Raw genomic sequence first — 19,420 nt, forward strand, 5'->3', positions numbered from 1 at the left:
GGCTAGGGGTAGGCGGGGGGAGGGGTAAACCCCCGTATCCGCCGACTGAATCTGTCACCAGTCTACGTCAACGGAGGCCGCTCTGCGCGGCTTCACCTTCGGGCGCGTCCCGTCTCCACGAGATTGATTGCACCTGCGGCAAAGGACTCGACCATTTTCGAGCGTGTTCTTTCCACCCCAACGGACCGGCAGGATGTGATCCGGCTCGGCGGAGTTCGGCTGCAGTCCTCGCGTGTAGTCCAGGCGCACGCCGCAGTGTGGACACTGCGCGATGCCGGCGTCGCGAGCTGCGATCAGCACTCGCTTGCGCCAGTGCTTGTACTGCGCAGTGCCTGTGCGTGAGGTCGCCACATCGACCACCTCCCAGGTATGCGGAGACCCCCGCTCCATCGGGGCCGAGAAGAGCGGGGGTCAACGCATGTGCGCGGATGCCGTATAAGGCAGAAGCCCCATCGCTTACGCGCGGGGCCACGTTAGCAAAATACACCGTGACACCCGCGCGCGCAAGCGACACGCGCTACGAGCTGGTCAAGTGCTGGAGAGCAAGAGTTTCAATGTCCCCCACCCTGTACAGACGGATGCCCCCCTCCCTCGATGCCGGGGCCACCCTCCCTCGCTGCTGCCACTTCCTCACGGTTGAGTCCTTGACCTGCACACCTGCCAGGATCTCAGCGACGCGAGTTGCTCGAGTGCGAGGCAGCAGAGACTCACGCGCCTTCGTGAGGAGCCGGTCCCAGGCGTCGGCGATCTGCTCGACCGCTCCGCACTCCCGGCAGGTCGTCGTCTCCTCATCTGGGTCGCGGACCAGTAGGTCTGCCCCGCAGGCGCTGCACTCTCCGACGAACACGAGACGCTGCCTGCCGGGAGAGGCGAGGCGCTCCAAGCGGGCGACCGAGTAGAGAACCTCGTCCGCACACTGAGCTGCCTCGGGCCAGCGTCGCAGCTTATCCTCATGAGTCTTGAACACATCCGCCACGCCCCACCAGTTGCCTTGCTTCACCCAGTAGGCCGGCCCCATCACGTGCGACAGGAGGAGCGTTGCCCAGGTGAGGATCGAGTCGCACATCTCGTCGACCTCGATCATGAGCGCGAGGTTGAGCGGCGCCCGCGACGACGGGACACCCGAGCCGCCGACCTGCTCACCCGTGCGCACACCGTGCGACGCAGCATAGGCGAGGTCACTCATCAGGCCGGGCATCGATGCGGTCGCCACACGGACGCGGGCAGCGCCGCCACGAGACAGGAACTCTCCATCGAGGAGAGGCTCACCAGTTACAGGACATGTCCGGTCGTTCATCGTCTCACTCATCTGTCGTGTCCTCTATACCTTTCCTGTACTGGTCGCGGCATACCTCAATGAGGCCGCGCCGAGCCAGCATCGAGCCGTTACCCTCGGTCATCCAAGCTGTGATGTCCGGGCGCATCGGGTCGATCGTTTCAATCATGATCTCCCATGCACCAACAAGCCTGCCCGGCCCCCGCTCACTCACCAGAGCTGCCACTGCATCCTCTAACTTGTCAAAGCCCATCTGCTCATCGCTCATCTTCTTCTCCTTCTACGGTTCCGCTTGCTTGATTGCTGCTGCTGAGGGGATCGCGGGTGCCCGGCCTGGCCCTTCCCTGCCTGGCCCTTCCCTGCCTGGCCCGTGCCTGCCCTTCCCTGGCCTGCCCGTCCCGTCCCGTCCCTACCCGACCCGAGAGTATTCGACCTGATACCCTTCGACGTCGGACTGAGGTTCGGACTTGAGTCCGAACTAGGTCGAATACGCGGACCCTCGGACGCGCGTCGCTCGGACGCGCCGGGGTCACGCACAACGGCCTCAGCGGGGCCGCTGGAGCCGCGCCCGGGGTCAACAGGCTCCCCGGACCCTCGGCCCGGGAGCACGCCCCTCGCGGGCGGCTCTGAGGCGGGGTCAACGGGCGTACCCGGATCCACGGACGGCGCAGCTTCATATCCGTAACGAGTGAGGAACTCTGCCGACCACACACCGTAATAAGGCGCAGTCGGGACAGGACGCAGCGGCGAGGCCGCGTCGAACGACTCCCGCGCGTGACCGCGCGAAGAATTGCACTCATGGCAAGCGACCACGAGACCATCGACCGAGGCGTCCCCCAGCGAGTCAGGGTCAACATGATCGAGCGTGCCGAGGTTGTACCCGGTCGGGCCGGTCCAGCGCACGACCTTCCCACAGTACCGGCACTGGTCGCCGTCGCGGAAGATCACAGCAGCTTTCTTGTTCGGGTCGCGATTCTCCCGCGACCGTGCGCGGCGGCGCATGACCTCCTCACGGGGCTGGACGTGGATAAACTCCTCGTCCGTGAACAGGCGCAGCTTGCGCTTGCCCTCTACTTCAACCCACGTGAGCAGGCCCGCAACGACCGCGACGTCAATCAGGTGCGCACTCCGCGAACGATCGCCGTCGCGGAAGGCAGCGCCCCTCTCGATAATTCCATCGGTTAGGTGCTTGGCCGAGTACGTTGCCAGCGCCATGAGGAAACCGAACATCTCGATTATCGAGATGTCCTCGGCCCCCTCAACGTCATACAAACCCATGAGCTTCGGATGACTCAGCGCCTCGTCTCCTACCCGCACCCAGGCCATTACTCGCCCTCCTTCACATTCACTCGCTTAATCTCCATTGGCTCCCAGCCGTCCTCCGGGAACAAGTCCCGGGGCCGGAACTTCGGGAAGTTGCGCCTCATCCAGTCACGCTCAGTTTTCCGCTGATACTCAGCCTCAAACCGCCGGAAACATGGCCTACAGCGCGCGTGCCCTGCAGCGAGAACCTCGCCGCAATCCGGACAGTGCCGCTCCATCAGAACGGCGGCTCAGACGGGGCAGCAGGCGCTCCCCACGGATCATGCTGCGGTGCGTCGAGCATCGCGCTCGGCGCCCACCCGCCCTCCACAGAACCAGACGCAGACCCCGCCCCGAAGCCGCCCGCGCTCGCGGGCTGCGCCTGGTTGCGGGTGACTTGCGCGCGTGCGCGGCGCAGGGAGGGGCCGACCTCGTCGACCTGCAGCTCAACGACCGTGCGGCGCTCGCCCTGCTGGGTGTCGTACGAGCGCTGGGTGAGGCGACCCTGAACGATGACGCGCATGCCCTTACGCAGCGACTCGGCGACGTTCTCAGCGGTCTCGCGCCACACGGAGCAGCGCATGAAGAGGGTGTCGCCGTCGCGCCACTCACCGGCGTTACGGTCGTAGGCTCTCGGGGTCGATGCGACGGTGAAGTCTGCGACGGCGGCGCCGGACTGCGTCCAACGCAGTTCGGGGTCAGCGGTCAGGTTACCGATGACAGTGATGACGGTTTCTCCAGCCATTACTTGCTCTCTTTCTTCTCGGTGTCCGCGTACACGAGCACGCGGACCTCATACATCGGGAGGTTCAAGTGCTTCCCCGCTAGGCGATCTGCGATCACCGTGTGTGGGCCGTCGAGGAACCGATCCGAGTCGTCAGGCAGGAGCCCGGCGTCGATCAGTCCATCCATGAGCGCCTTTACCGTCGGCGCGAGATTGCTGCGGTCACGCCGACGACGATCCGGATATGCGAACTCCATCTCGACCCGAGCGTGCTGCAACCCCAGGCGTGCGACGCCCGCGCCCTCTCGCCCCAGCAAGTAGCCCCACTGGCGTAGCTGCTTCGTGAGCCGCGAGCGCGCGGCCCAGTGCATCTTGTCGTTTGCGCTGAGCAGCTTGCTGCGGGTCAACGGTATGCTCCGCGATTCCCAGACGAGCGTCCGGCTCATCACAGGTCCTCCTCTGTGAGTTGTTCGCCGGGCTTTGTGTACCAGGCGAGGAAGTCCTCCTCGATGCGGATCGATAGCCTCATACTTCCGGGACGGGCGAAGATCACGTCGCCCTCGAGCGCCCAGATCGAGAGGTTCTGATCGCACAGCATCACCTTCCCCTCGAACGTGAAGTTCACACGCTTTCGCGCGCGGCGGGCGATCTCGTCTGCGTTATCGCGAGTCAGGCGAACTGCGCGAACGATCGCACGCTCCTGAAAGTCCTGGACGCCGTCGAGATCCTTGAGCGGGTCGAGGTTGCTCATGCTGCCTCCTTAATGGCGATCTTGGTGAGCTGGTAGATAGCGGCTGCGCCCTGCTGCGGGACGACGCCGTTCCCGAGGAGGCGGAGCTGCTGCTCGCGCGTCAGCCCGAGATCCTCGCCGGTCACATGCCCTTCGGGTAATCCCATGAGCCATTCGACGAAACGAGTCGAGAGCCGTGCTCGCCCCCCCTCGCGAGTCGGCGGGACAGTCGGAGCCGGAGCCGGACGACCGAGCATCTGCTCCCAGCGCGCGATCGCGGGCGCGTACATCCCGAAGTCGGTGTACTCGATCCGCGTCGCGAGCTTCGTCGCTTTCTCCGGCGGGCGACCGCTCGTCCGAGGAAGGCCCATAATCGCGTCAGACGCAGACGGGGTAGGCAGTAGCTCGCGAGCTACCTCGTGGAGATTCGCCCCGTAGCCGGTCGAGGATGCCGTTGCGTTCGTCGCCTGCGGCGTCGGTAACATCTGCACCGCCTGCGAGAGACTCATGCCCGTCCCCTCCTGATGACGACCGGCCTTGTGGTCCGACGCAGTCGGCGTCGGGATCAGGGCACCAGGTGCTCGATCTGATCCGCGAGACTCACCGAGTGCCCGCCCTCCCTGCGCTTCTCCGGCGGCTGCGATCCCCCGCAGCTGCCAAGGTTCGCCTGCGGGGTGGCCAGTAAGGAAAAAACGCTCTCGCTGGTGAGGGGCGCCGACGTCGGAAGCGCGGACAACGCACCATTGCGCGTCATACCCGAGGCCGGCCAGATCTCCGACCACACGGCCTGCTGCCCTGAGAGAAGGTCCATCTGCTCGGTCTCCCAGCAGTCGCGATTCTTGTTCCACCAGACTGAACGCTCCACTTGTCAGCGCTCCTCTCACGTTCTCCCAAATCACCAGACGCGGCCTCAGCGTCTTGATTGCCTCGAACATCGACTCCCAGAGGCCCGAGCGCGTGCCCGAAGCCATGCCCGCGCGCCGGCCCGCGAGGCTCAGATCCTGACACGGCGAGCCACCGCAGATAATGTCCACCGGCTCGACTCCCGACCAATCAACCTGCGTGATGTCGCCGATATTCGGGATACTCGGCCAGCGCACCTCAGCAAGCCTGCACGGCCCCGGCTCAACGTCGCTCGTCCAAGCGACCTGCGCAGCCGGATCAAGGGCCATACGCACGGCCATATCTAGACCGCCGTAGCCAGTAAAGAGACTGCCGACAGTTGTCATTCTGCGGCCTCGTCTCGGTCCCACATCCTGTAATAACGGTTCTCGAACTCGCGCTCACCGCGCGGGTTCGCGATCTCCAAGAGCACATCTGCATGGCAAGGCTGATCGAGCTTGCACCAGCAAGCCAGGTCCAAGCCCCACAGATTCCGGGCTGCGCATGACGCTACGAACCGGCCTTCGCGTGTCTGCTCGATCCACTCGCGATACCGAGCGACAGCCTCATCCGCCGACGCGACAACAAGCTCGCCGCCCTCCTCAAGCTCACGCGCCGACCGTGCGACCCTAAACGGATTGCCGTATAGGCTTCCTCGCCCTACATACTTCGTGTGCGCCGGCATCTTCCAGCCGCGAGCGCGGCGGCGCTGGATCCTGATCGGGAGCCTCATCGCTGCTCCTCAGCCCAGACGCCGACCTCTACGAGCTCGGCAGGCGTGTATCCGCGAGCGCGGGTGAAGCTGATGACGGTTTGTGCGCAGGCTTTGTGGGTGAACGCTTCAATTGCGGTGGCTTCGTTTTCGGCGTCGATGGTGATGCGGACGTTTGAGCCTTTCGGCGCGAGCTGTGTGCGGCAGACGGGGCAGCGTCGGTAGGCGTTGACGGTGCGCACGGGCTTGATCTCGATCACTTGTCGGCTCCCTCAACATCGGTCAGGTCGTAGATGTGGACACCGCACGCGGGGCAACGGCGCAGCGTGTGCGGCGGGCATGGCTCCTCGGCGGCGTCGGCAGGCTTGCCGACTTTGCCCGTGACCTGGACGAGCCTGAGACCGTGCAGGACTGTTGGGGTGGGGCCGGAGCGGATGACGAGGCCGCGGCGCTCTACTTCCTCGACGAACGCTGCGCAGGCCGTTGCGACGAGGTGCGGCATGGGTAGATGCTGGTCAGTGATCTCCCATTCGATGCTCAGGAGTCCTGCAGTTCTCATTCTCCAGCCTCCTCGGTGGTGATCGCGGCGCCCTGCGCGATGTTGACGAGCTTGTCGATGGGGTCGCCGATCATGAGGCGGATCTCGAGTGTCTCGGCGTCGTTGCCGGCGTAGCGGTCTGCGACGGAGACGGCGGCTGCGGCGAGCTCGGCCGCAGCGGCGATGATCGCTTTCTGCAGCTCCTCGATACGGTCGAGGAGGTAAGCCATATCGACGGCGGAATTCTGATCGAAGGCAGCGACAGCGTCTGTGTAGGCCTTCGCGATCGCGGCGCGATCTGCGCCTGCGTAGCTGCGCCCAGCGAACGCCACGGCGTTCAGCCTGTCCTTGATCTCGTTGATGGTGGTCATTGATGGTCCTTCTCTAGGGGTTCTTGCCCTGCACTCGCTGGTGCGGGCTTCGTGCCCGCCCGGGACTCGCACCCGGGGGTCTGCTCGTCGGGCTGCGCGGTCTTATAGCCGGTCCCGCCGTGTTTTTCTTGGTTTGCGGGTGGCCTCCCCGTGGCCGCGCTCAGCGGGGAGCAGACGGGGGAACTAGTCGACGTCGTCGACGTACTCGCACTCGCCGTTATTGAGCTTCTCGCAGGCTTCCTGAGCCTTATCGACGATCTCCTGGTAGATGTCCCGCTTCGCGCTGATCGCTTCGCGAGCGAGGCGACGCGCGTTCACATCGTGCAGCTTCTGCGTGAGCTCCAGATCCTCATCCGCAGCGAGGACAGCCTCCTGTGCATCCCAGCGGATCAGCTTCGCTTGCTCGGCATCGAGGTAAACGGCAACGTGTGCGACCTTCATGATTCGTCCTTGCTCATTCCCGAGACCGCGACTGATGCCCGCATGGCGTCGGCCATCAGCGCGGTACTGCGGGCAAGCGTCCCTGTACTCTGCAAGCCCTGATTGCCCTTCTCACCCATGATCGCGAGTGTCAGAGCGTTGCCGACTCTGAGGTACGCGTCCGCGAGCGCGCGTTCCCCTCTGTTGGTGGTCCCGCCAATTTCTGCGGTCTTGTCTGAGAGCAGCGCATTGAAGGCTGTGGTGCCGGCGCGCTCTGCTAGCAGGACGGCTGCGATTGCTGCGTCGACCTGGTTAAGCTCGACGGTGATCTTCTTCTTGAACCTCATATTTCGTCTCCTTCGTTGATTAGGCGGTCGGGGCTATGCGACGGGAGGCATTGTGGCGGCGATCGTCTTCGCGATTGCGTCGCGCGCGTCATCTGCGGCAATAGCAACGTCCAGAGCATCGATGACCTTCGACATCCTTTCGTGCTCGTGGTTGAGCGCTACCTTTGCTGCGCGGATAGCGACGTCGGTGTGGAGCGAGTCGACTTCCTCGTGGTCGATCTCAACGGAGAGGCGCTCATCCTTGAGGAAGTTATGCAGCCAGTGGAGGTCGACGAGGTCGAGGGTGAGCGTCACCGGGTTTGTGAGGGGCTTTGCGCTCATCGGGCGGTCTCCTCTTCGGGCTTACGGCCTTCAAGCAGGTGGAGGATGAGCAGGCCAGCGCCTGCGCCGCCCAAGATTGCGCCGATCATCAGCAAAAGTCCGTTGGCGGTCGCGCCAGTCTTGGCGAGGCGCTCCTGCGGGTCAGGGGCGGTCGTCGGCGCGGGCGCGGGCTTCACGGTGTCCGGGGTCGGCTTCGGTGACGGCTTCGGGAGAGGAGAGGGAACAGGCGCAGGCGTCGGCATACTCGGGTCAGGCGTGGGGACCGGTGCGGGCTGAGGCTTGGTCTTGCCGTCGCCGTCTGTACCGCCCGAGGCCTTGATCGTCGCGGTTGCCTCAAGGCTCTGGCCGTTGATCGTCGCTCGGTTGGTGTAGGCGTCCTGACCCTCGACGTGAGGGGTCGCCGCAGGATAGACGACGCAGACCAGCGAGCCGGCGGGCGGCGTGAACGTCAGCACGTGCGCGGACTCGTCGAGAGACCCGTCAGTCCAGGTCGTAGTCGCCGGATCCCAGGTCGGGCCCGACGTGCACTTCACGGCCTTCGGGAGAGCGTTCGTCTCGTCCGTCAGCGTGTAGGTCTTGCCTGCCTCGACGGCCCACTTGATGCCCCAGCTGATCGACTTGTCGGCATTGGTCCACCCGAATTTGATCGTCTCTGGTGCCGCGTACTCGAAGTGCGCGGGCGACGCGCAATCGTTCGAGCAGGTGCCCGAGCCGTCACGGTCGCCCCAGACGAGCGTGCGAGTGACTTTGCCGTTGACGACGATCTGCGTGTCCTCGGTGCCGACTGCGGCGTCCGAAAGACGCGCGCGGGCATGGAAGTTTCCGGTCACGTCGGTCTTGTCCGCGTAGGCGGAGGGAACGTCCGTGACTGTGCAGGTCAGCGTCGCCTCGTCGGCGGCGCAGGCGCCGATCTTGGTCCCGTCGTCGAGGACGAACGGGAACGAGGCCAGCCACTTGAAGCCGCCGTCCTTGCTGGCTACCGTGAACTGCTGGCCGACCGCGAGCTTCGGCGCGGACCAGGTGCCCTCGACGGTCACCTCAGACGAGGTCTGCCTGGAGGATGAGGTCGCCTTGGTGACCTGCGCGGTCATGGCCGGCGCGGCCTCGTCGGCGGCATATGCGGCGCCGTAGGGCAGCGCGAGCGCTGCGAGGGTGAGGGCAGTGCCTGCCGCCCAGATCTTCTTCGTGGTCATCGGTCTGTCTCCTTGTGGTGTTTTTTTGTTGAGGGGTAGTAGGTGAGCCCGCGCGGGGCGCGGTTCTGGGAGTCGTGAGCCTCGGTGGGATACGCGAGCGCTCGCTTCCTTGCCTGCCGCACGATCTCCCGTGCGGCTTCGTCGTGGCAGGGGCGGTCGTCGGACGCTTCGAGGCGGAGTGACTGAGGCATCGGCATCAGGCCCGCGCCTCCACGCTCGGCTCATCGAGCCGCAGCACTTCGAGGGTCACGTGAATCTGCTGGCGATCAAGATCGACCGCGATCTTCGGCGTATCGAGCGCGAAGCAATTGTTCAGCTCGGCCTCGATAATGACGTCCTGCGTCGCCAGGCAGATCAGGTGAGGCAGCGGCGCTTCTCCGTCGACGTCGTAGTAGTCGAAGTCGACGTGACGCTCGAGTAGCGTTGTCCCCTTCGCGCGGGCCTTCGATGCGGCGCGCTGCATGCGAGCGGCGATCTCCTCGATGGAGGCCGCGCGCGATGCCCCTCGGACTGCGATCCAGGTGAGCAGTCCGCATCCGACGAAGAGGAGGACAACAGCGAGGAAGATGATCGAGGCGTTCACAGCCGGCCCGCCTTCCAGTCCGCACGGATCAAACAGACCGCGAGCGCGAGGAGGCCGAGGGCCGGGAAGAAGGTCCACTCGGGGAGGCCGTCGGGGTTGCCGAGGCCCCGCATCGCGAAACCGAGGGTGAGGGCGGCGGCGAGTGACGCGCCTCCGATGAGGGTTCGCCAGGGCCGCAGGTGGCGGCGGCGTGTGTTAGGCTTGTTCACGGAATCTTCTTTCTCTAGGGGTTCTGCTGCTCCCAGCGCTTCTACCGCTGGGAGCTCTTCTTTTCGGTGAGGCCGGAGCCGAGGCTCTGGCACTGGCGGTTGAGATCGTCGCCGCTGTAGCGGACTGAGCGTCCGATCTTGATTGCGGCGACTTTGCCTTCGACTCCGAGGCGCTCGACGGTTGAGCGGGAGAGGCTGAGGGTGTCCTGGACCTGCTGGGCTGAGTACCAGCGGTCGGGTGCGAACGGGGCGACTGTGGTCATTTCCTTGACACCGCCTTGTCGATCTTTTCGGCGATCCATTCACCTGCGTCGAGGCCCATATCAGCGAGCGCTTCAAGCGAGTCGAGTGCTGCCTCGAACGCGCGTCCGCCGCAGACAAACAGGAGGTATCCGACGCAGAAGAAGACCGGGATTGCGGCGACCGCGATAATCATGCAGATGATCACCATGTAGGCGTCGCGCATGACGGCTCATCCTCGTCGTAGATACTGCCGTGGGCTGCACTGATGAGAATGACGCCGGTCGGCTTATCCGCTATCGCGTATTTCCCATCTTCGACCTCCTTGTACTTGAGGTCACTGGTGCATTCGGCGCGTTCGCGTTCGACGCGTTCGCGTTCGCGTTCGGCGTGGTCGCGTTCGCGTTCGGCGCGTTCGCGTTCGGCGCGTTCGACGCGGTTGAGGAGGTCTCGGACTGTGATGCCGAGGACTTCCGCGAGGCGCTCAACTTCCGGCAAGGTCAGATCTCGGCGGGCATTGAGCTTGAGGGACAGGCTCGCGCGGCTCATACGAGCGCGGGCAGCAAGCTCCGTCTGAGAGATGCCCAGCTCACGGGCCATGCTCTTGATTACGGCTGCGACCGTCATCTCATGGTTCCTTTCTACATTTGTAGACCAATGACTACTATATAAGTCTACAAATAGAGATTTTGCAACTCGTTTTCATGTGACATGGGTCTACAAAAGTAGATATGCTTACCTCATGGGAAGCAGATCTCTTAAATCGAGTCCCTTTGAACGCGCTGTCTTAGCTGTACTCAAGGAGCGTCTGCAAAGTCTGGACCTCACTATCGACCGGCTCGCTGAGCGAGCCGGCATCACTCGCGCGCGCTGCTACAAGATCTTCGCGGGTGACACGGTTTGCACGATGAGCGACTTCGGTGCGATGTGCGAGGCGCTCGGTGTTAGCGGCGCTGATGTAGCTGCCGAGGCTGAGCAGCGCCTCTTGGACGAAGCCTCTCCGGAATAGTCTCCACGTCCTCGCACGAGCTGTAGACTGCCCACATAGGTAGGTCGCACTCAAAGGAGGAGCTATGCACCGCCCTAAAGGCGCTTTCCGCCTCTACTCATCCGATCCTGCGGAGATCATCTGCACTGACACTGAGCTCCTGTATGACTCGAAGCGGCGCGGTGAGCCAATCCAGCGGATCCCGCTGACTGATGTCGTCAGCGTTGAGGTCGAGGACGGCGAGGCCATGCAGGCTCGCGTCACCGCGACGCGCCTCGTCGCGCTCGGGATCCTCGCGTTCGCCGCAAAGAAAAAGAGCGGTGGCGACAAGTGGCTCATGATCGAGACGCGCAACGCCCTGTTGACTCTCCACTTCGAGCGCAAGACTGTTGACGGCCTCATGCGATTTGTCGCGCACACGCGCGCCGCCGTGAAGGCCGCGCAGGCTCAGCCCGCACACGCAGCTCCGCCCGCGCCTATCCGCTGGCCCGGTGCGCCTCAGCAGCCCGCCCCGAAGCCCGGCGGCTGGGGCCGCATATTCCGCTAATTCTTGTGGCGCTGTAGTGGCGCACGCGAAGCTGCGCGCGTACTTTCCGTTGCGGTTAGGGGCCTTCGTTTCGATTCCCCCCATCTCCACAAACACCCCGGAGTCTCATTGAGATTCCGGGGTTTTCGTTGCCCTCATGCGATTTTCGCCGTCTACCCATGCGCTCATCTATATATCAGGATGCAGCAGGATATATCATTGGCAGTGGCGCAGGCGTGGCGCAGTGTGTGGAAAAAGATTCTGCGCCACTTCCCCGACGAGGAGACAGACATGAGCGGACGCAGAGCCTTCGGCTCGATCAGGAAGGCTCGAAGCGGGCGCTTCGAGGTCCGATACACAGGGCCGGACGGCGGCAAGTACACCGCCGGGCGGTCGTTCGTCCGCAAGGCCGACGCGAGCGCCTTCCTCGCACACGTCGAGGCAGAGATCAGCGAGGGCACCTGGACCAGCCCAAAGGAGAGCCGCGAGCGCGAGCGCGCGCAGGAACTCGCCGCTGAGCGTGCGGCGATGACCTTCGCGGCGTGGTCGGAGAGGTGGCTCGCGTCGCTCGAGCGACTAGGCCGGACCCCTCAGACGATCCAGACGCACACCTATCGGATGCGGCATCTCGTCCCCACCTTCGGCGCGAAGCCCCTCGGGGCGATCAGCGTCGACGACGTCGATACCTGGTATCAGAGTGTCTGGCAGGCCAAAGGTCCGGGCGTCGTGCGGCCTCTCTATATGACGCTGTCGACCTGTATGAACGCCGCGGTGAAGAGTGGCCTCATTGAGGCGAGCCCGTGCAAGGTGCCCGAGGGACAGAAGCATCGGCCCGTCCGCGAGCGCGAGCGCCAGGTCGCTACACCCGAGGAGGTCCGAGCCGCCGCAGACGCCATGCCCGCACGCCTGCGCATCGCCGTCCTACTCGCCGCGTGGTGCCAGACGCGGCTCGGTGAGCTGACCGGCCTGCAACGCCGCGACCTCGACCTCGACTCCACGCCCGCGACTCTCCGTATCGAGCGACAGGTCCAGTATCTAGCGGGGGAGGGGCCGGTCGAGCTGCCGCCGAAGAGCGCCGCCGGCGTCCGCGAGATAGTCATCCCCGCGTCGCTGATTCCGGCGCTGCGCTCTCACCTTGAGTCCTATGTTGAGCCTTCGGGCACGTCCTGGCTTCTAGCCTCCGAGCGATCGCCGCGCCTGCCGCTGCACCCTAATAGCCTGCGCGGGGCCTGGGAGCGTGCACGCCAGGACGCGGGCATCCCCTGGTTCAAATTCCATGATCTGCGGCACACTGGCCTCACGATCTTCGCGCAGCAGGGCGCCACGCTCGCCGAGCTGCTTCACCGTGGCGGGCACAGCGACGTCGACGTCGCGCTGCGGTACCAGCATGCGACCCGCGAGCGCGACGCGGCCTTGGCGGCACGTATGGACTCGCACGTCCTTATCTGAGTGCTATTGTTTTGTAGATCACATTCATTCCAGGTTGCACTATGCGTCGCGCGCGATGTATAGTTAAGTCATCGGGAGGGAACAAGCCCCCCGAACCTCAAAGAAGGAGATCAACAATGTCCACCGTTTCCTACATCACCGACACCAACGCCGACCGTTTTGCCCGCTACCTCATCGTCGATGGTGAGCGCGAGACCGCTGAGGAATGGTTTGAAAAGAGCCTCCCCGGCGATGAGATCGAAGATCTGCGCGAAGCCCTCATTGAAGCCGCCGTCCGCATGAGCGGCGAGGATCGCGAGCTGCTCGCCTCCAACGGCTTCAAGATCGCTGAGATTCCGCTGGCTTACACCGAGGCCGACGACGCCCGCGTTTTCGGCGAGTACAACTTCGCCGACGGCTCGCGCGACGGCATCTACAACGCGATCGCCGCCGAGTGCGAGTCGCAGGCCCTGACCGACGGCTACTCGAGCGTCTGGGAAACCCTCACCGTCCTCGAAGAGATCGGCGGCGACGTCGAGCGCTTCCTCGACTGATCCAATCATCGAGGCCCCGGGGCGCACGCTCCGGGGCCTCCCCCTACGACAGGAGACACCATGCCCCGCAATCCACTTACCCCAGTCGGCCTGCGCTGTCGACGGGAAGCTCTCGGCCTCAGTCGCGCCGACCTTGCTGAGATCTTCGATGTCAATGAGGGGACTATCCGGTCCTGGGAGATCGGCAAGAGTGAGCCCCGAGACCCACTCAGCGTCCACATGACCCTCGGCAATCTTGAGGACACGGCGCTCGAGTGCCTCGACGAGCTTCTCGCACCCATCGAGGACCAGGATGAGACCGTCCGCAGCCTCCCGACCGCACTCATCGCCTACTCCACACAGGCAGACTATGAGCAGCACACACGATGGGCGCAGCGCCTACCCCTCGCTGCCTACCGCGCCTGCGTCGGGCGCGCTTTCCAGCTCCTCAGCGACGATGACATTCCTGTCGAGATCGTCTCCCCCTACGACTGATAGGACCCTCCATGACTACCGAGTACCTCGGGACCGCCGCCGTCGCAGAGCGCGTCGGCCTCACTGTCCCCACGATCCGCTCATACATCCTCAAAGACCTCATGCCCGACGCGGATGTCATCATCACGACTCCGTCCGGCCCACTGCGCGGCTGGGCACCGGAGACTATCGACGCATGGCAGGCGTCGCGCCCTGGTCAGGGCGCGCGAACCGACCTCACCAAGTAGCACACGTCACATTCATTCCAGGTTGCACTATGCGTCGCGCGCGATGTATAGTTAAGTCATCGGGAGGGAACAAGCCCCCCGAACCTCAAAGAAGGAGAGACCAATGAACAACATCGAAACCGCCGAGCAGCTCGCCGAGATCATCGAGACCACCGGCTGCGACCAGCGCTACTCCACCATGAGCGACGTCTGCGACGCCGTATCCGATGCCCTCGGCGACTACGCCGACGAACACGACGTCGCGGCAATCGCCGGCGAGACGTTCGCCTGGTACCGCGCCTACGACCCCGAAGCCAATGTCGAATGGCTGAACGACCAGGGCTACTACCAGGTCGTGACCGACGACGACTTCTGGGCCGTCTGCGCCAACCACGCGCTCTGACAGAACGAAGAAGGCCCCGACCCCACAAGGGGCCGGGGCCTTCCCCCACAGCAGGAGACCACACCATGCGCCAAGACGTCGACGCCGTCATGACCAAGACCGAAGCCCGCGAACGCGGCTACCTGCCCACCGCCGAGGTGCCAGCCCTCCTCGGTGTCAAGCGTGATGTACTTCAGCTCTGCCAGACCATGCGCCGCGAGGGCCTGCGCCCTATCCGCGTCGGCCATGCCTACTGGTGGAGCGTCGCCGCTGTCGAGGCGTGGGCTGCTCAGCGCCGCTGGGTCCGCTCCCCAGGCGCCCCGGCCAACCTATGCTCGGCCCCGGGGTGCGACCGCGACGCGATCTCACACGGCCTCTGTCTCATGCACTACAAGCGGGCGCGAGGCCCGCACGCCGACGAGCCCGCACCCCGCGTCGGCCAGCCCGTCGGCGCCGGGGTCTACGGACGCATCACAGAGGACGAAGAAGGACGGCTCATCTGCCACGAGTGCGGCAAAGCCTGCCTGAGCCTAGCCGCACACATCATGCGCACTCACGGCATGAGCGCCGCCGAATACCGCGAGGCCTACGAGCTGCCGCGCACAACGAAGCTCATCGCCGCCAGCCTCCGCGAGCGGACAGGGGCACTAGCAGCCAGCCCAGAGAACCTCGCTCGGCTCGCCCGCGCCCGCGACCCACAAGCAGCAGCCAACGCCCGCACTGACGACACATTCCGAGCCGTCAGCCGTGCCCAGCGACAGCGGTACGCAGCCCAGCCTGAATAGCGAGAGAGGCCCCACCCCGGCAGGGTGGGGCCTCTCAGCTGCTACGGATGCACACGTGACGGGAAGGACGCCATGAGGCCGGACGCGCCCTTATCGAGCGCCGTCCTCGCCTGTCCCTCGTTGGTGATGATGTGCGCGATCGTCGGCTTCCCGGTTGCGTTGATCCGATTCCACACGTCCGCGCTCGCGGACCACTCCATGCCGATCATGTCCCATGAGCCGAGGTCAGCCGCGGGAACTTCTGCGGGGTAGAGCATTGCCATTGTGCGGTATCCGCGTGCTTTCGCGCGCACCGCGCTCGTCCCCTTCGCGAAAATCTTCCAGATGACGCGGCGCTCTGGGTGCCCACCGAAAGCGGTGTCGAGGTACTCAAAGAGCCGTTCCTCGGCCTGCAGATCAGCAGTGTTTCGCTGGTCCTCAGATGACGTCGTTTTGTGGTCGATCGCGAGGACCACGTCATCTGGGATCTGGTCGACGATGTCGCGAAGCCGCATGAACGGCCCCGTTCCCTGTTGGAGTGTGCGCAGTGTGCTCCAGGGGGTAGACCAGATCGGCAGGTCCGTGCCAGGCACGGTCCTCGTCGTTTTCCAGTCGTGGATCGCGACGAATTCGGCGGGCTCTCCGTTCGGTCCCTTCGCAGAGAGACGGACGGAGATCTCCAGGGCCTTGAAGCCTGCGCGCAGCGAGGCTTCGAGACCGCGCTGTGTGAATTCTGGATACTCTGTGCCGCCCATTCTATGCGCGATATAGAAGGGCTTCTGCTTGAGGAATTGCTCGACGACGTCCGTCGAGGTCGGCGTGACCGGGGTCGTCGCCTCACGGCGGCGCAGGAGAAGATCTCCCCCGTCGCGCCGTCGGCGGCGCACGACCCCGGGCACGTCACCGCCGTCGCGTCGACGGCGATAAATGGTCAGCTCAGCCACGGGCGACCACCTGGACACCGATTCCGTTACTCCCTTGGACGTTCGGGTAGGTCACGACCAGGTCAGCGGGAGAGGCTGCGACCCTCTTCGCGAGCGTCACAGTCTGGTAATTCAGGCCGTCCTGCGCTGCGAACTCGATCTTCTCCCAGCCCTCCGAGACCGTAACCTGCTCAGATGACTCGACGGCACTCGTGCGCTCGAAAGTAAAGCCGAGCGCGAGACCAGCACCCGCGAGCGCGGGCGCCGTGCAGGTCTTGGTTTCGACAGGTTCGGCCTGGCGTTTCTTGACGGTGCCGGCCTCGATGGAGGACGCTCCGCGTACGGTGGCTGCGGCCCAGCCGATCTCGGCGTTCTGAGACATGCTGATCGTGATCGTGGGTGCCCACGGTCCGGTGACGACGGTCGCGCTCATGGTGCCGACCCAGTACGGGTCGACGAGGGTCGTCCAGCCCTGGGGGAGGTTGGCGGTCGCGCGACCGCCTTGAGCCTTCTCGTTGATGCCGAGGATGATCTTGTCTCCGGCCGTGCCGTCGAGCTTCACGGTGATTGTCTGTCCGACGACGGATCCCGAGGCGTGAGCAACGACTGAGGGGCCGGCGGCTGGCGCGGGTCCGGGTGTCGGGGTCGGAGGCTGCGCGGGCGACGCTGCGGCGGCGAGGAAGTACAGCACGCCGTCTGGCAGGCGCTGCGCTTCGGCCTCGGTGGCGACGACAGTGATGCCGACGCCTGTGAGCGCGGCCTGCAGCTCGGCCTTCGTAGCGAGGCCCGTCAGGTCGGAGCGCTTAGCAACGCCCGCAACCTCATCCTTCGTTGCGTAGGCCGTGAGGTCAGCGCGAGAGGCGAGGTCGGCCACCTGCCGGGTGGTCGCGTAGCTGCCCAGTTCCTCGCGCGTAGCGAGGCCCTGCAGCTCTGCCTTCTTCGCGTAGTCGGTCAGGTCGACTCTGCCGCCGGCTGCGGCGGTCGCGACGTCGCCCTTCGTCGCGTAGCCGGACAGCTCAGCTTTGGTGGCGAGAGGTGCGACCGCGCGGGCGATCGCTTTATCGGTGCCCTGCTTCGTGTACAGGGTCGGTTTCGCTGCCATTTATCAGGCTCCGATCTCGAGTGTGTCCCCGTCGCCGGAGACCGTGCCGTTCAGGGTGAGGGTGTCCCCATCGCCGGAGACCTCGACGCTGCCCGTACCGGGGACCGGCGCGGGCGCAGGGGTCGGCGACGCGGCGCCGGAGAAGATCTGCGCCAGGTCGTAGGCGACCGACGGGCGCAGGGACACAGTCGCCTCGCGGAGCGTGCGACCCGGGATCGCGAGACGCAGATGCACCTGCGTCTCCGTGCGGATGTCGAGGGGGAGGACGATCTGTCCTCGCACATCGGCCTGTCGGGCCACCGGCCCGCCCGCGAGGACAGCGAGGTTCTCACCTGTCCCCGCGAGCGTAGCGACGATGTACGCCTGCGGCTCGGGAGCGCCGTCAAGCCGCCCGACAGTACCAGTAATGGTGGTCGTCACTGTTCGTTCATCCTCTCTTCGAGTTTGTCGAGGCGCTCGTGTAGCCGCGCGTGCGCGTCGTGCGAGTGCTCGTCGATGGTCCGCTGAGCCGCCTCACGTGCGACGCGCTCGTCGTGGATCTCTTCGGCCATGCGGCCTCCGCGCTCGTCGATCCGACCGACGCGGCTTTCGACGGCTTCGAGACTCTTCCCGTGATTGCTGAGCGTCGTCTCGACGCGCCCAAGCTGATCAGCGAGCGTGCCGACGTGGCCGGTCAGCTCGCCGATCTGGTCCGAGACCGCGTGGACGGTCGCGATCGCGCGATCAAGGTCATCCCTGATGTTGGTGTCGTGGTCGTTCGAGACCTGCGCGTCCGCCGATAGGGCGGCAGCGCGGGCCTCCTCGACCCCCTCGAGGACGTGCGCGAACTTCGCTTCGAGCCAGCGGCGCACCTGGCTCGCGACCAGCGCGACGACACCTGTCATCGCGACGAGGACCGCGACGACGAGCGCCGCCAGAGCGTCCGTGACTTTCGGGTCCGCAAGCAGCTCAGTCACGGCTGGCCTGCGCGGCCCCGTCAACTACCCGGGTCGAAGGAACAGAATCAGCGGCAGCGCGAACTTCCTTGACGGACTCGCCGCCAGGCGTCACAGCACCGACCCAGTCAATCAGGCTCACGCCGTGAATACGGACGGCGGAGAGTACCTGGAACACGCTCCACGCGATGCCCAGGAAAACGCCGGCCTGTGCGATCAGCAGCCGCCACGTCGCCGGATAGGTGCCAGACACCCAGACGGCGAGAGAGACGATGACCGCGACCACGGCCAGCAGCACCTTACGACGCGACGGTGTCCAGTACGGACGGTCGAGCGCGGCCTGTACCATCGGCCAGATCAGGCCGACGACGACCGTCGTCAGAAAAGGATCCGTATGAAGCCCAAGAAGCAGGTCATTCATCGTCATTCCCCCTTCTCCGCGCCCGCGAGCGCGGTGTTAATCGCCTGGTTGGTGGCGGGGCCGTAGATCTCGTCGTCATCGACACCGACGGCGCGCTGGAGGTCGCCGACGACTCGATCGTGCGCCTCGTCCGAGGCATCGCCCCAGACCCCGTCAGCCTCGGTACCGATCACGGACTGCACGTACTCGATCCCGAAGGGGAACTGCCGCCCGCCCCAGGAGCTGGCGGCTACGACGGCATAGATACGCTTCGTTGTATCGGGACCGACGACATTGTCAGCGGTCGCGCCGACCGCAGCCTGCAGCGCCGTGACATCGGTGTAGCCCGATGCCGTGGCCGCGTCGCCGTAGTGCGGGCGGATGACCGCGCACACCGAGGACCAGTCTCTGGTCCTACGCCACACGCCGCCGCCGTTCGACTGAGAGCCCGCAGCGCCGGAGCTGGTGTTGAATTCAATCGTCTGTATCCATCCGCCGTAATTGGCCTCAACGATTCCGACGTGGTCGGCGATGCCGTCGTCGTCCCAGTCGAAGCAAACCAGGTCTCCGGGCGCTGCCTGGGTCATGGGGGAGACGAGTCGGCCTTCGCGCGCGGCTGCGTTGATCCCGTAGGGGACATAGGCGAAGTCCCCGCCGGGCAGGACAGACTTGTCCTCATCGTCGGTCGCGCACCATGACGCGCCCATAGCGCAGAACGGCACGCCCGACGTGCCGTAGTATGCGCCGTGGCGCTTTGCGTACCAGCGACCGTACTTCGACCCCTCTTCGGGGTCATCCCAGCGCGTGTAACCAATTTCGCCGGCTGCCCATGCGAGGACGTTCTGTGCGGTCATGCTCATCGCGCGGCCTCCGTCTGCTCGTAGGGGATG

The 19,420-nt window shown here is 65.1% G+C and carries 33 protein-coding genes; 8 read left to right on the top strand and 25 right to left on the bottom strand.

The annotated features are described in order from the left end of the window. Nucleotides 1-54: 54 nt before the first annotated feature. The 3 genes from HMPREF1505_RS13750 to HMPREF1505_RS09660 form a co-directional block, all read right to left on the bottom strand. Nucleotides 55-390, bottom strand: coding sequence for an HNH endonuclease (locus HMPREF1505_RS13750; RefSeq protein ID WP_081722951.1), 336 nt, complete (start codon nucleotides 388-390; stop codon nucleotides 55-57). Between the two features lie 127 nt (nucleotides 391-517). After that, nucleotides 518-1,309 (bottom strand): MerR family transcriptional regulator, encoded by a 792-nt coding sequence (locus HMPREF1505_RS09655; RefSeq protein WP_034518105.1) that lies wholly within the window; start codon nucleotides 1,307-1,309, stop codon nucleotides 518-520. Continuing rightward, nucleotides 1,302-1,544, bottom strand: a complete 243-nt coding sequence (locus tag HMPREF1505_RS09660; protein ID WP_034466148.1) for a hypothetical protein — start codon at nucleotides 1,542-1,544, stop codon at nucleotides 1,302-1,304. Before HMPREF1505_RS09660 ends, HMPREF1505_RS09655 begins: the two co-directional genes overlap by 8 nt. 530 nt (nucleotides 1,545-2,074) lie before the next feature. On the opposite strand from HMPREF1505_RS09660, the gene HMPREF1505_RS13170 reads away from it, so the two are divergent. Beyond that, entirely contained in the window at nucleotides 2,075-2,461 is a 387-nt protein-coding gene (locus tag HMPREF1505_RS13170) for a hypothetical protein (protein ID WP_155807142.1), read from the top strand. Nucleotides 2,462-2,816: 355 nt separating this feature from the next. On the opposite strand, the gene HMPREF1505_RS09670 is transcribed toward HMPREF1505_RS13170, so the two are convergent. From HMPREF1505_RS09670 to HMPREF1505_RS09740, 16 genes are all read right to left on the bottom strand, one after another. After that, the gene (locus HMPREF1505_RS09670) at nucleotides 2,817-3,323 is read right to left on the bottom strand and encodes a single-stranded DNA-binding protein (protein ID WP_034518113.1); all 507 of its coding nucleotides are present in this window, start codon (nucleotides 3,321-3,323) and stop codon (nucleotides 2,817-2,819) included. Beyond that, a complete protein-coding gene (locus HMPREF1505_RS12655) occupies nucleotides 3,323-3,748 on the bottom strand; it encodes a hypothetical protein (protein WP_051404687.1) in 426 nt (141 codons plus the stop codon). The genes HMPREF1505_RS09670 and HMPREF1505_RS12655 overlap by 1 nt, the downstream gene beginning before the upstream one ends. Further along, nucleotides 3,748-4,053: a hypothetical protein gene (locus HMPREF1505_RS09680; RefSeq protein WP_034463738.1), complete on the bottom strand. Its 306-nt coding sequence runs from the start codon at nucleotides 4,051-4,053 to the stop codon at nucleotides 3,748-3,750. The genes HMPREF1505_RS12655 and HMPREF1505_RS09680 overlap by 1 nt, the downstream gene beginning before the upstream one ends. Further along, entirely contained in the window at nucleotides 4,050-5,261 is a 1,212-nt protein-coding gene (locus HMPREF1505_RS09685; protein ID WP_051404688.1) for a DNA cytosine methyltransferase, read from the bottom strand. The genes HMPREF1505_RS09680 and HMPREF1505_RS09685 overlap by 4 nt, the downstream gene beginning before the upstream one ends. After that, nucleotides 5,258-5,647 carry a DUF4326 domain-containing protein gene (locus tag HMPREF1505_RS13755; RefSeq protein ID WP_051404689.1) on the bottom strand — a complete coding sequence of 130 codons (390 nt, stop codon included), beginning with the start codon at nucleotides 5,645-5,647 and terminating at the stop codon, nucleotides 5,258-5,260. The genes HMPREF1505_RS09685 and HMPREF1505_RS13755 overlap by 4 nt, the downstream gene beginning before the upstream one ends. After that, complete coding sequence (locus HMPREF1505_RS13175; protein ID WP_034463745.1) at nucleotides 5,644-5,886, bottom strand: hypothetical protein; 243 nt, start codon at nucleotides 5,884-5,886, stop codon at nucleotides 5,644-5,646. The genes HMPREF1505_RS13755 and HMPREF1505_RS13175 overlap by 4 nt, the downstream gene beginning before the upstream one ends. Beyond that, nucleotides 5,883-6,185, bottom strand: coding sequence for a hypothetical protein (locus HMPREF1505_RS13180; protein ID WP_034463748.1), 303 nt, complete (start codon nucleotides 6,183-6,185; stop codon nucleotides 5,883-5,885). Before HMPREF1505_RS13180 ends, HMPREF1505_RS13175 begins: the two co-directional genes overlap by 4 nt. Further along, nucleotides 6,182-6,535 carry a hypothetical protein gene (locus HMPREF1505_RS09700; protein WP_034463751.1) on the bottom strand — a complete coding sequence of 118 codons (354 nt, stop codon included), beginning with the start codon at nucleotides 6,533-6,535 and terminating at the stop codon, nucleotides 6,182-6,184. Before HMPREF1505_RS09700 ends, HMPREF1505_RS13180 begins: the two co-directional genes overlap by 4 nt. Before the next feature lie 183 nt (nucleotides 6,536-6,718). Next, nucleotides 6,719-6,976 (bottom strand): hypothetical protein, encoded by a 258-nt coding sequence (locus HMPREF1505_RS09705; protein WP_034463754.1) that lies wholly within the window; start codon nucleotides 6,974-6,976, stop codon nucleotides 6,719-6,721. Continuing rightward, nucleotides 6,973-7,302: a hypothetical protein gene (locus HMPREF1505_RS09710; RefSeq protein WP_034463756.1), complete on the bottom strand. Its 330-nt coding sequence runs from the start codon at nucleotides 7,300-7,302 to the stop codon at nucleotides 6,973-6,975. Before HMPREF1505_RS09710 ends, HMPREF1505_RS09705 begins: the two co-directional genes overlap by 4 nt. Nucleotides 7,303-7,335: 33 nt before the next feature. Then, nucleotides 7,336-7,623: a hypothetical protein gene (locus tag HMPREF1505_RS09715; protein ID WP_034463758.1), complete on the bottom strand. Its 288-nt coding sequence runs from the start codon at nucleotides 7,621-7,623 to the stop codon at nucleotides 7,336-7,338. Further along, the gene (locus HMPREF1505_RS13665; protein ID WP_034463760.1) at nucleotides 7,620-8,816 is read right to left on the bottom strand and encodes a hypothetical protein; all 1,197 of its coding nucleotides are present in this window, start codon (nucleotides 8,814-8,816) and stop codon (nucleotides 7,620-7,622) included. Before HMPREF1505_RS13665 ends, HMPREF1505_RS09715 begins: the two co-directional genes overlap by 4 nt. 196 nt (nucleotides 8,817-9,012) lie before the next feature. Continuing rightward, on the bottom strand, nucleotides 9,013-9,399 hold the full coding sequence (locus HMPREF1505_RS09725) for a hypothetical protein (protein WP_034463766.1): 387 nt from the start codon (nucleotides 9,397-9,399) through the stop codon (nucleotides 9,013-9,015). Between the two features lie 250 nt (nucleotides 9,400-9,649). Then, a complete protein-coding gene (locus HMPREF1505_RS09730; RefSeq protein ID WP_034463771.1) occupies nucleotides 9,650-9,871 on the bottom strand; it encodes a helix-turn-helix domain-containing protein in 222 nt (73 codons plus the stop codon). After that, nucleotides 9,868-10,074, bottom strand: coding sequence for a hypothetical protein (locus tag HMPREF1505_RS13185; RefSeq protein ID WP_048673172.1), 207 nt, complete (start codon nucleotides 10,072-10,074; stop codon nucleotides 9,868-9,870). Before HMPREF1505_RS13185 ends, HMPREF1505_RS09730 begins: the two co-directional genes overlap by 4 nt. Next, nucleotides 10,053-10,475 (bottom strand): helix-turn-helix domain-containing protein, encoded by a 423-nt coding sequence (locus HMPREF1505_RS09740; protein WP_034463774.1) that lies wholly within the window; start codon nucleotides 10,473-10,475, stop codon nucleotides 10,053-10,055. Before HMPREF1505_RS09740 ends, HMPREF1505_RS13185 begins: the two co-directional genes overlap by 22 nt. A gap of 115 nt (nucleotides 10,476-10,590) precedes the next feature. Between HMPREF1505_RS09740 and HMPREF1505_RS13760 the strand changes: the two genes are divergently transcribed. From HMPREF1505_RS13760 to HMPREF1505_RS12675, 7 genes are all read left to right on the top strand, one after another. After that, complete coding sequence (locus HMPREF1505_RS13760) at nucleotides 10,591-10,857, top strand: helix-turn-helix transcriptional regulator (protein ID WP_048673169.1); 267 nt, start codon at nucleotides 10,591-10,593, stop codon at nucleotides 10,855-10,857. Nucleotides 10,858-10,921: 64 nt separating this feature from the next. Next, nucleotides 10,922-11,383, top strand: coding sequence for a hypothetical protein (locus HMPREF1505_RS12665; RefSeq protein WP_051404685.1), 462 nt, complete (start codon nucleotides 10,922-10,924; stop codon nucleotides 11,381-11,383). Nucleotides 11,384-11,563: 180 nt separating this feature from the next. Then, entirely contained in the window at nucleotides 11,564-12,811 is a 1,248-nt protein-coding gene (gene xerC / locus HMPREF1505_RS09755; RefSeq protein ID WP_081722953.1) for a tyrosine recombinase XerC, read from the top strand. Between the two features lie 116 nt (nucleotides 12,812-12,927). Next, nucleotides 12,928-13,344: a hypothetical protein gene (locus tag HMPREF1505_RS13190; protein WP_034463934.1), complete on the top strand. Its 417-nt coding sequence runs from the start codon at nucleotides 12,928-12,930 to the stop codon at nucleotides 13,342-13,344. A gap of 60 nt (nucleotides 13,345-13,404) precedes the next feature. Beyond that, nucleotides 13,405-13,818 carry a helix-turn-helix domain-containing protein gene (locus HMPREF1505_RS13195; protein ID WP_034463936.1) on the top strand — a complete coding sequence of 138 codons (414 nt, stop codon included), beginning with the start codon at nucleotides 13,405-13,407 and terminating at the stop codon, nucleotides 13,816-13,818. 330 nt (nucleotides 13,819-14,148) lie between these two features. After that, on the top strand, nucleotides 14,149-14,427 hold the full coding sequence (locus HMPREF1505_RS13200; protein ID WP_034466105.1) for a hypothetical protein: 279 nt from the start codon (nucleotides 14,149-14,151) through the stop codon (nucleotides 14,425-14,427). An 89-nt stretch (nucleotides 14,428-14,516) separates the two neighbouring features. After that, the gene (locus HMPREF1505_RS12675) at nucleotides 14,517-15,191 is read left to right on the top strand and encodes a MucR family transcriptional regulator (protein ID WP_197017522.1); all 675 of its coding nucleotides are present in this window, start codon (nucleotides 14,517-14,519) and stop codon (nucleotides 15,189-15,191) included. Nucleotides 15,192-15,232: 41 nt separating this feature from the next. On the opposite strand, the gene HMPREF1505_RS09785 is transcribed toward HMPREF1505_RS12675, so the two are convergent. Genes HMPREF1505_RS09785 through HMPREF1505_RS12685 form a run of 6 tightly spaced genes read right to left on the bottom strand, consistent with a single transcriptional unit; the run spans nucleotide 15,233 to nucleotide 19,390 of the window. Beyond that, on the bottom strand, nucleotides 15,233-16,114 hold the full coding sequence (locus tag HMPREF1505_RS09785; protein WP_051453503.1) for a hypothetical protein: 882 nt from the start codon (nucleotides 16,112-16,114) through the stop codon (nucleotides 15,233-15,235). After that, nucleotides 16,107-17,195 carry a hypothetical protein gene (locus tag HMPREF1505_RS09790; protein WP_051404699.1) on the bottom strand — a complete coding sequence of 363 codons (1,089 nt, stop codon included), beginning with the start codon at nucleotides 17,193-17,195 and terminating at the stop codon, nucleotides 16,107-16,109. Before HMPREF1505_RS09790 ends, HMPREF1505_RS09785 begins: the two co-directional genes overlap by 8 nt. A gap of 3 nt (nucleotides 17,196-17,198) precedes the next feature. Continuing rightward, entirely contained in the window at nucleotides 17,199-17,615 is a 417-nt protein-coding gene (locus tag HMPREF1505_RS09795; protein WP_034466108.1) for a hypothetical protein, read from the bottom strand. Further along, nucleotides 17,612-18,151, bottom strand: coding sequence for a hypothetical protein (locus HMPREF1505_RS12680; protein WP_034466110.1), 540 nt, complete (start codon nucleotides 18,149-18,151; stop codon nucleotides 17,612-17,614). The genes HMPREF1505_RS09795 and HMPREF1505_RS12680 overlap by 4 nt, the downstream gene beginning before the upstream one ends. Next, nucleotides 18,144-18,557: a hypothetical protein gene (locus tag HMPREF1505_RS09805; protein WP_197017145.1), complete on the bottom strand. Its 414-nt coding sequence runs from the start codon at nucleotides 18,555-18,557 to the stop codon at nucleotides 18,144-18,146. Before HMPREF1505_RS09805 ends, HMPREF1505_RS12680 begins: the two co-directional genes overlap by 8 nt. Continuing rightward, complete coding sequence (locus HMPREF1505_RS12685) at nucleotides 18,554-19,390, bottom strand: CHAP domain-containing protein (protein WP_051404700.1); 837 nt, start codon at nucleotides 19,388-19,390, stop codon at nucleotides 18,554-18,556. The genes HMPREF1505_RS09805 and HMPREF1505_RS12685 overlap by 4 nt, the downstream gene beginning before the upstream one ends. Between the last annotated feature and the right edge of the window lie 30 nt (nucleotides 19,391-19,420).

This window comes from Prevotella sp. ICM33 (assembly GCF_000517825.1).
Taxonomy (GTDB): Bacteria; Bacteroidota; Bacteroidia; order Bacteroidales; family Bacteroidaceae; genus Prevotella; species Prevotella melaninogenica.

What these genes read in the sequence shown, in the direction of transcription:
- HMPREF1505_RS13750 (WP_081722951.1), bottom strand. Translation starts at nt 390, where the DNA reads ATGGAGCGGGGGTCTCCGCATACCTGGGAGGTGGTCGATGTGGCGACC.
- HMPREF1505_RS09655 (WP_034518105.1), bottom strand. Translation starts at nt 1,309, where the DNA reads ATGAGTGAGACGATGAACGACCGGACATGTCCTGTAACTGGTGAGCCT.
- HMPREF1505_RS09660 (WP_034466148.1), bottom strand. Translation starts at nt 1,544, where the DNA reads ATGAGCGATGAGCAGATGGGCTTTGACAAGTTAGAGGATGCAGTGGCA.
- HMPREF1505_RS13170 (WP_155807142.1), top strand. Translation starts at nt 2,075, where the DNA reads ATGGCAAGCGACCACGAGACCATCGACCGAGGCGTCCCCCAGCGAGTC.
- HMPREF1505_RS09670 (WP_034518113.1), bottom strand. Translation starts at nt 3,323, where the DNA reads ATGGCTGGAGAAACCGTCATCACTGTCATCGGTAACCTGACCGCTGAC.
- HMPREF1505_RS12655 (WP_051404687.1), bottom strand. Translation starts at nt 3,748, where the DNA reads ATGAGCCGGACGCTCGTCTGGGAATCGCGGAGCATACCGTTGACCCGC.
- HMPREF1505_RS09680 (WP_034463738.1), bottom strand. Translation starts at nt 4,053, where the DNA reads ATGAGCAACCTCGACCCGCTCAAGGATCTCGACGGCGTCCAGGACTTT.
- HMPREF1505_RS09685 (WP_051404688.1), bottom strand. Translation starts at nt 5,261, where the DNA reads ATGACAACTGTCGGCAGTCTCTTTACTGGCTACGGCGGTCTAGATATG.
- HMPREF1505_RS13755 (WP_051404689.1), bottom strand. Translation starts at nt 5,647, where the DNA reads ATGAGGCTCCCGATCAGGATCCAGCGCCGCCGCGCTCGCGGCTGGAAG.
- HMPREF1505_RS13180 (WP_034463748.1), bottom strand. Translation starts at nt 6,185, where the DNA reads ATGAGAACTGCAGGACTCCTGAGCATCGAATGGGAGATCACTGACCAG.
- HMPREF1505_RS09700 (WP_034463751.1), bottom strand. Translation starts at nt 6,535, where the DNA reads ATGACCACCATCAACGAGATCAAGGACAGGCTGAACGCCGTGGCGTTC.
- HMPREF1505_RS09705 (WP_034463754.1), bottom strand. Translation starts at nt 6,976, where the DNA reads ATGAAGGTCGCACACGTTGCCGTTTACCTCGATGCCGAGCAAGCGAAG.
- HMPREF1505_RS09710 (WP_034463756.1), bottom strand. Translation starts at nt 7,302, where the DNA reads ATGAGGTTCAAGAAGAAGATCACCGTCGAGCTTAACCAGGTCGACGCA.
- HMPREF1505_RS09715 (WP_034463758.1), bottom strand. Translation starts at nt 7,623, where the DNA reads ATGAGCGCAAAGCCCCTCACAAACCCGGTGACGCTCACCCTCGACCTC.
- HMPREF1505_RS13665 (WP_034463760.1), bottom strand. Translation starts at nt 8,816, where the DNA reads ATGACCACGAAGAAGATCTGGGCGGCAGGCACTGCCCTCACCCTCGCA.
- HMPREF1505_RS09730 (WP_034463771.1), bottom strand. Translation starts at nt 9,871, where the DNA reads ATGACCACAGTCGCCCCGTTCGCACCCGACCGCTGGTACTCAGCCCAG.
- HMPREF1505_RS13185 (WP_048673172.1), bottom strand. Translation starts at nt 10,074, where the DNA reads ATGCGCGACGCCTACATGGTGATCATCTGCATGATTATCGCGGTCGCC.
- HMPREF1505_RS09740 (WP_034463774.1), bottom strand. Translation starts at nt 10,475, where the DNA reads ATGACGGTCGCAGCCGTAATCAAGAGCATGGCCCGTGAGCTGGGCATC.
- HMPREF1505_RS13760 (WP_048673169.1), top strand. Translation starts at nt 10,591, where the DNA reads ATGGGAAGCAGATCTCTTAAATCGAGTCCCTTTGAACGCGCTGTCTTA.
- HMPREF1505_RS12665 (WP_051404685.1), top strand. Translation starts at nt 10,922, where the DNA reads ATGCACCGCCCTAAAGGCGCTTTCCGCCTCTACTCATCCGATCCTGCG.
- xerC (WP_081722953.1), top strand. Translation starts at nt 11,564, where the DNA reads ATGCAGCAGGATATATCATTGGCAGTGGCGCAGGCGTGGCGCAGTGTG.
- HMPREF1505_RS13190 (WP_034463934.1), top strand. Translation starts at nt 12,928, where the DNA reads ATGTCCACCGTTTCCTACATCACCGACACCAACGCCGACCGTTTTGCC.
- HMPREF1505_RS13195 (WP_034463936.1), top strand. Translation starts at nt 13,405, where the DNA reads ATGCCCCGCAATCCACTTACCCCAGTCGGCCTGCGCTGTCGACGGGAA.
- HMPREF1505_RS13200 (WP_034466105.1), top strand. Translation starts at nt 14,149, where the DNA reads ATGAACAACATCGAAACCGCCGAGCAGCTCGCCGAGATCATCGAGACC.
- HMPREF1505_RS12675 (WP_197017522.1), top strand. Translation starts at nt 14,517, where the DNA reads ATGACCAAGACCGAAGCCCGCGAACGCGGCTACCTGCCCACCGCCGAG.
- HMPREF1505_RS09790 (WP_051404699.1), bottom strand. Translation starts at nt 17,195, where the DNA reads ATGGCAGCGAAACCGACCCTGTACACGAAGCAGGGCACCGATAAAGCG.
- HMPREF1505_RS09805 (WP_197017145.1), bottom strand. Translation starts at nt 18,557, where the DNA reads ATGACGATGAATGACCTGCTTCTTGGGCTTCATACGGATCCTTTTCTG.
- HMPREF1505_RS12685 (WP_051404700.1), bottom strand. Translation starts at nt 19,390, where the DNA reads ATGAGCATGACCGCACAGAACGTCCTCGCATGGGCAGCCGGCGAAATT.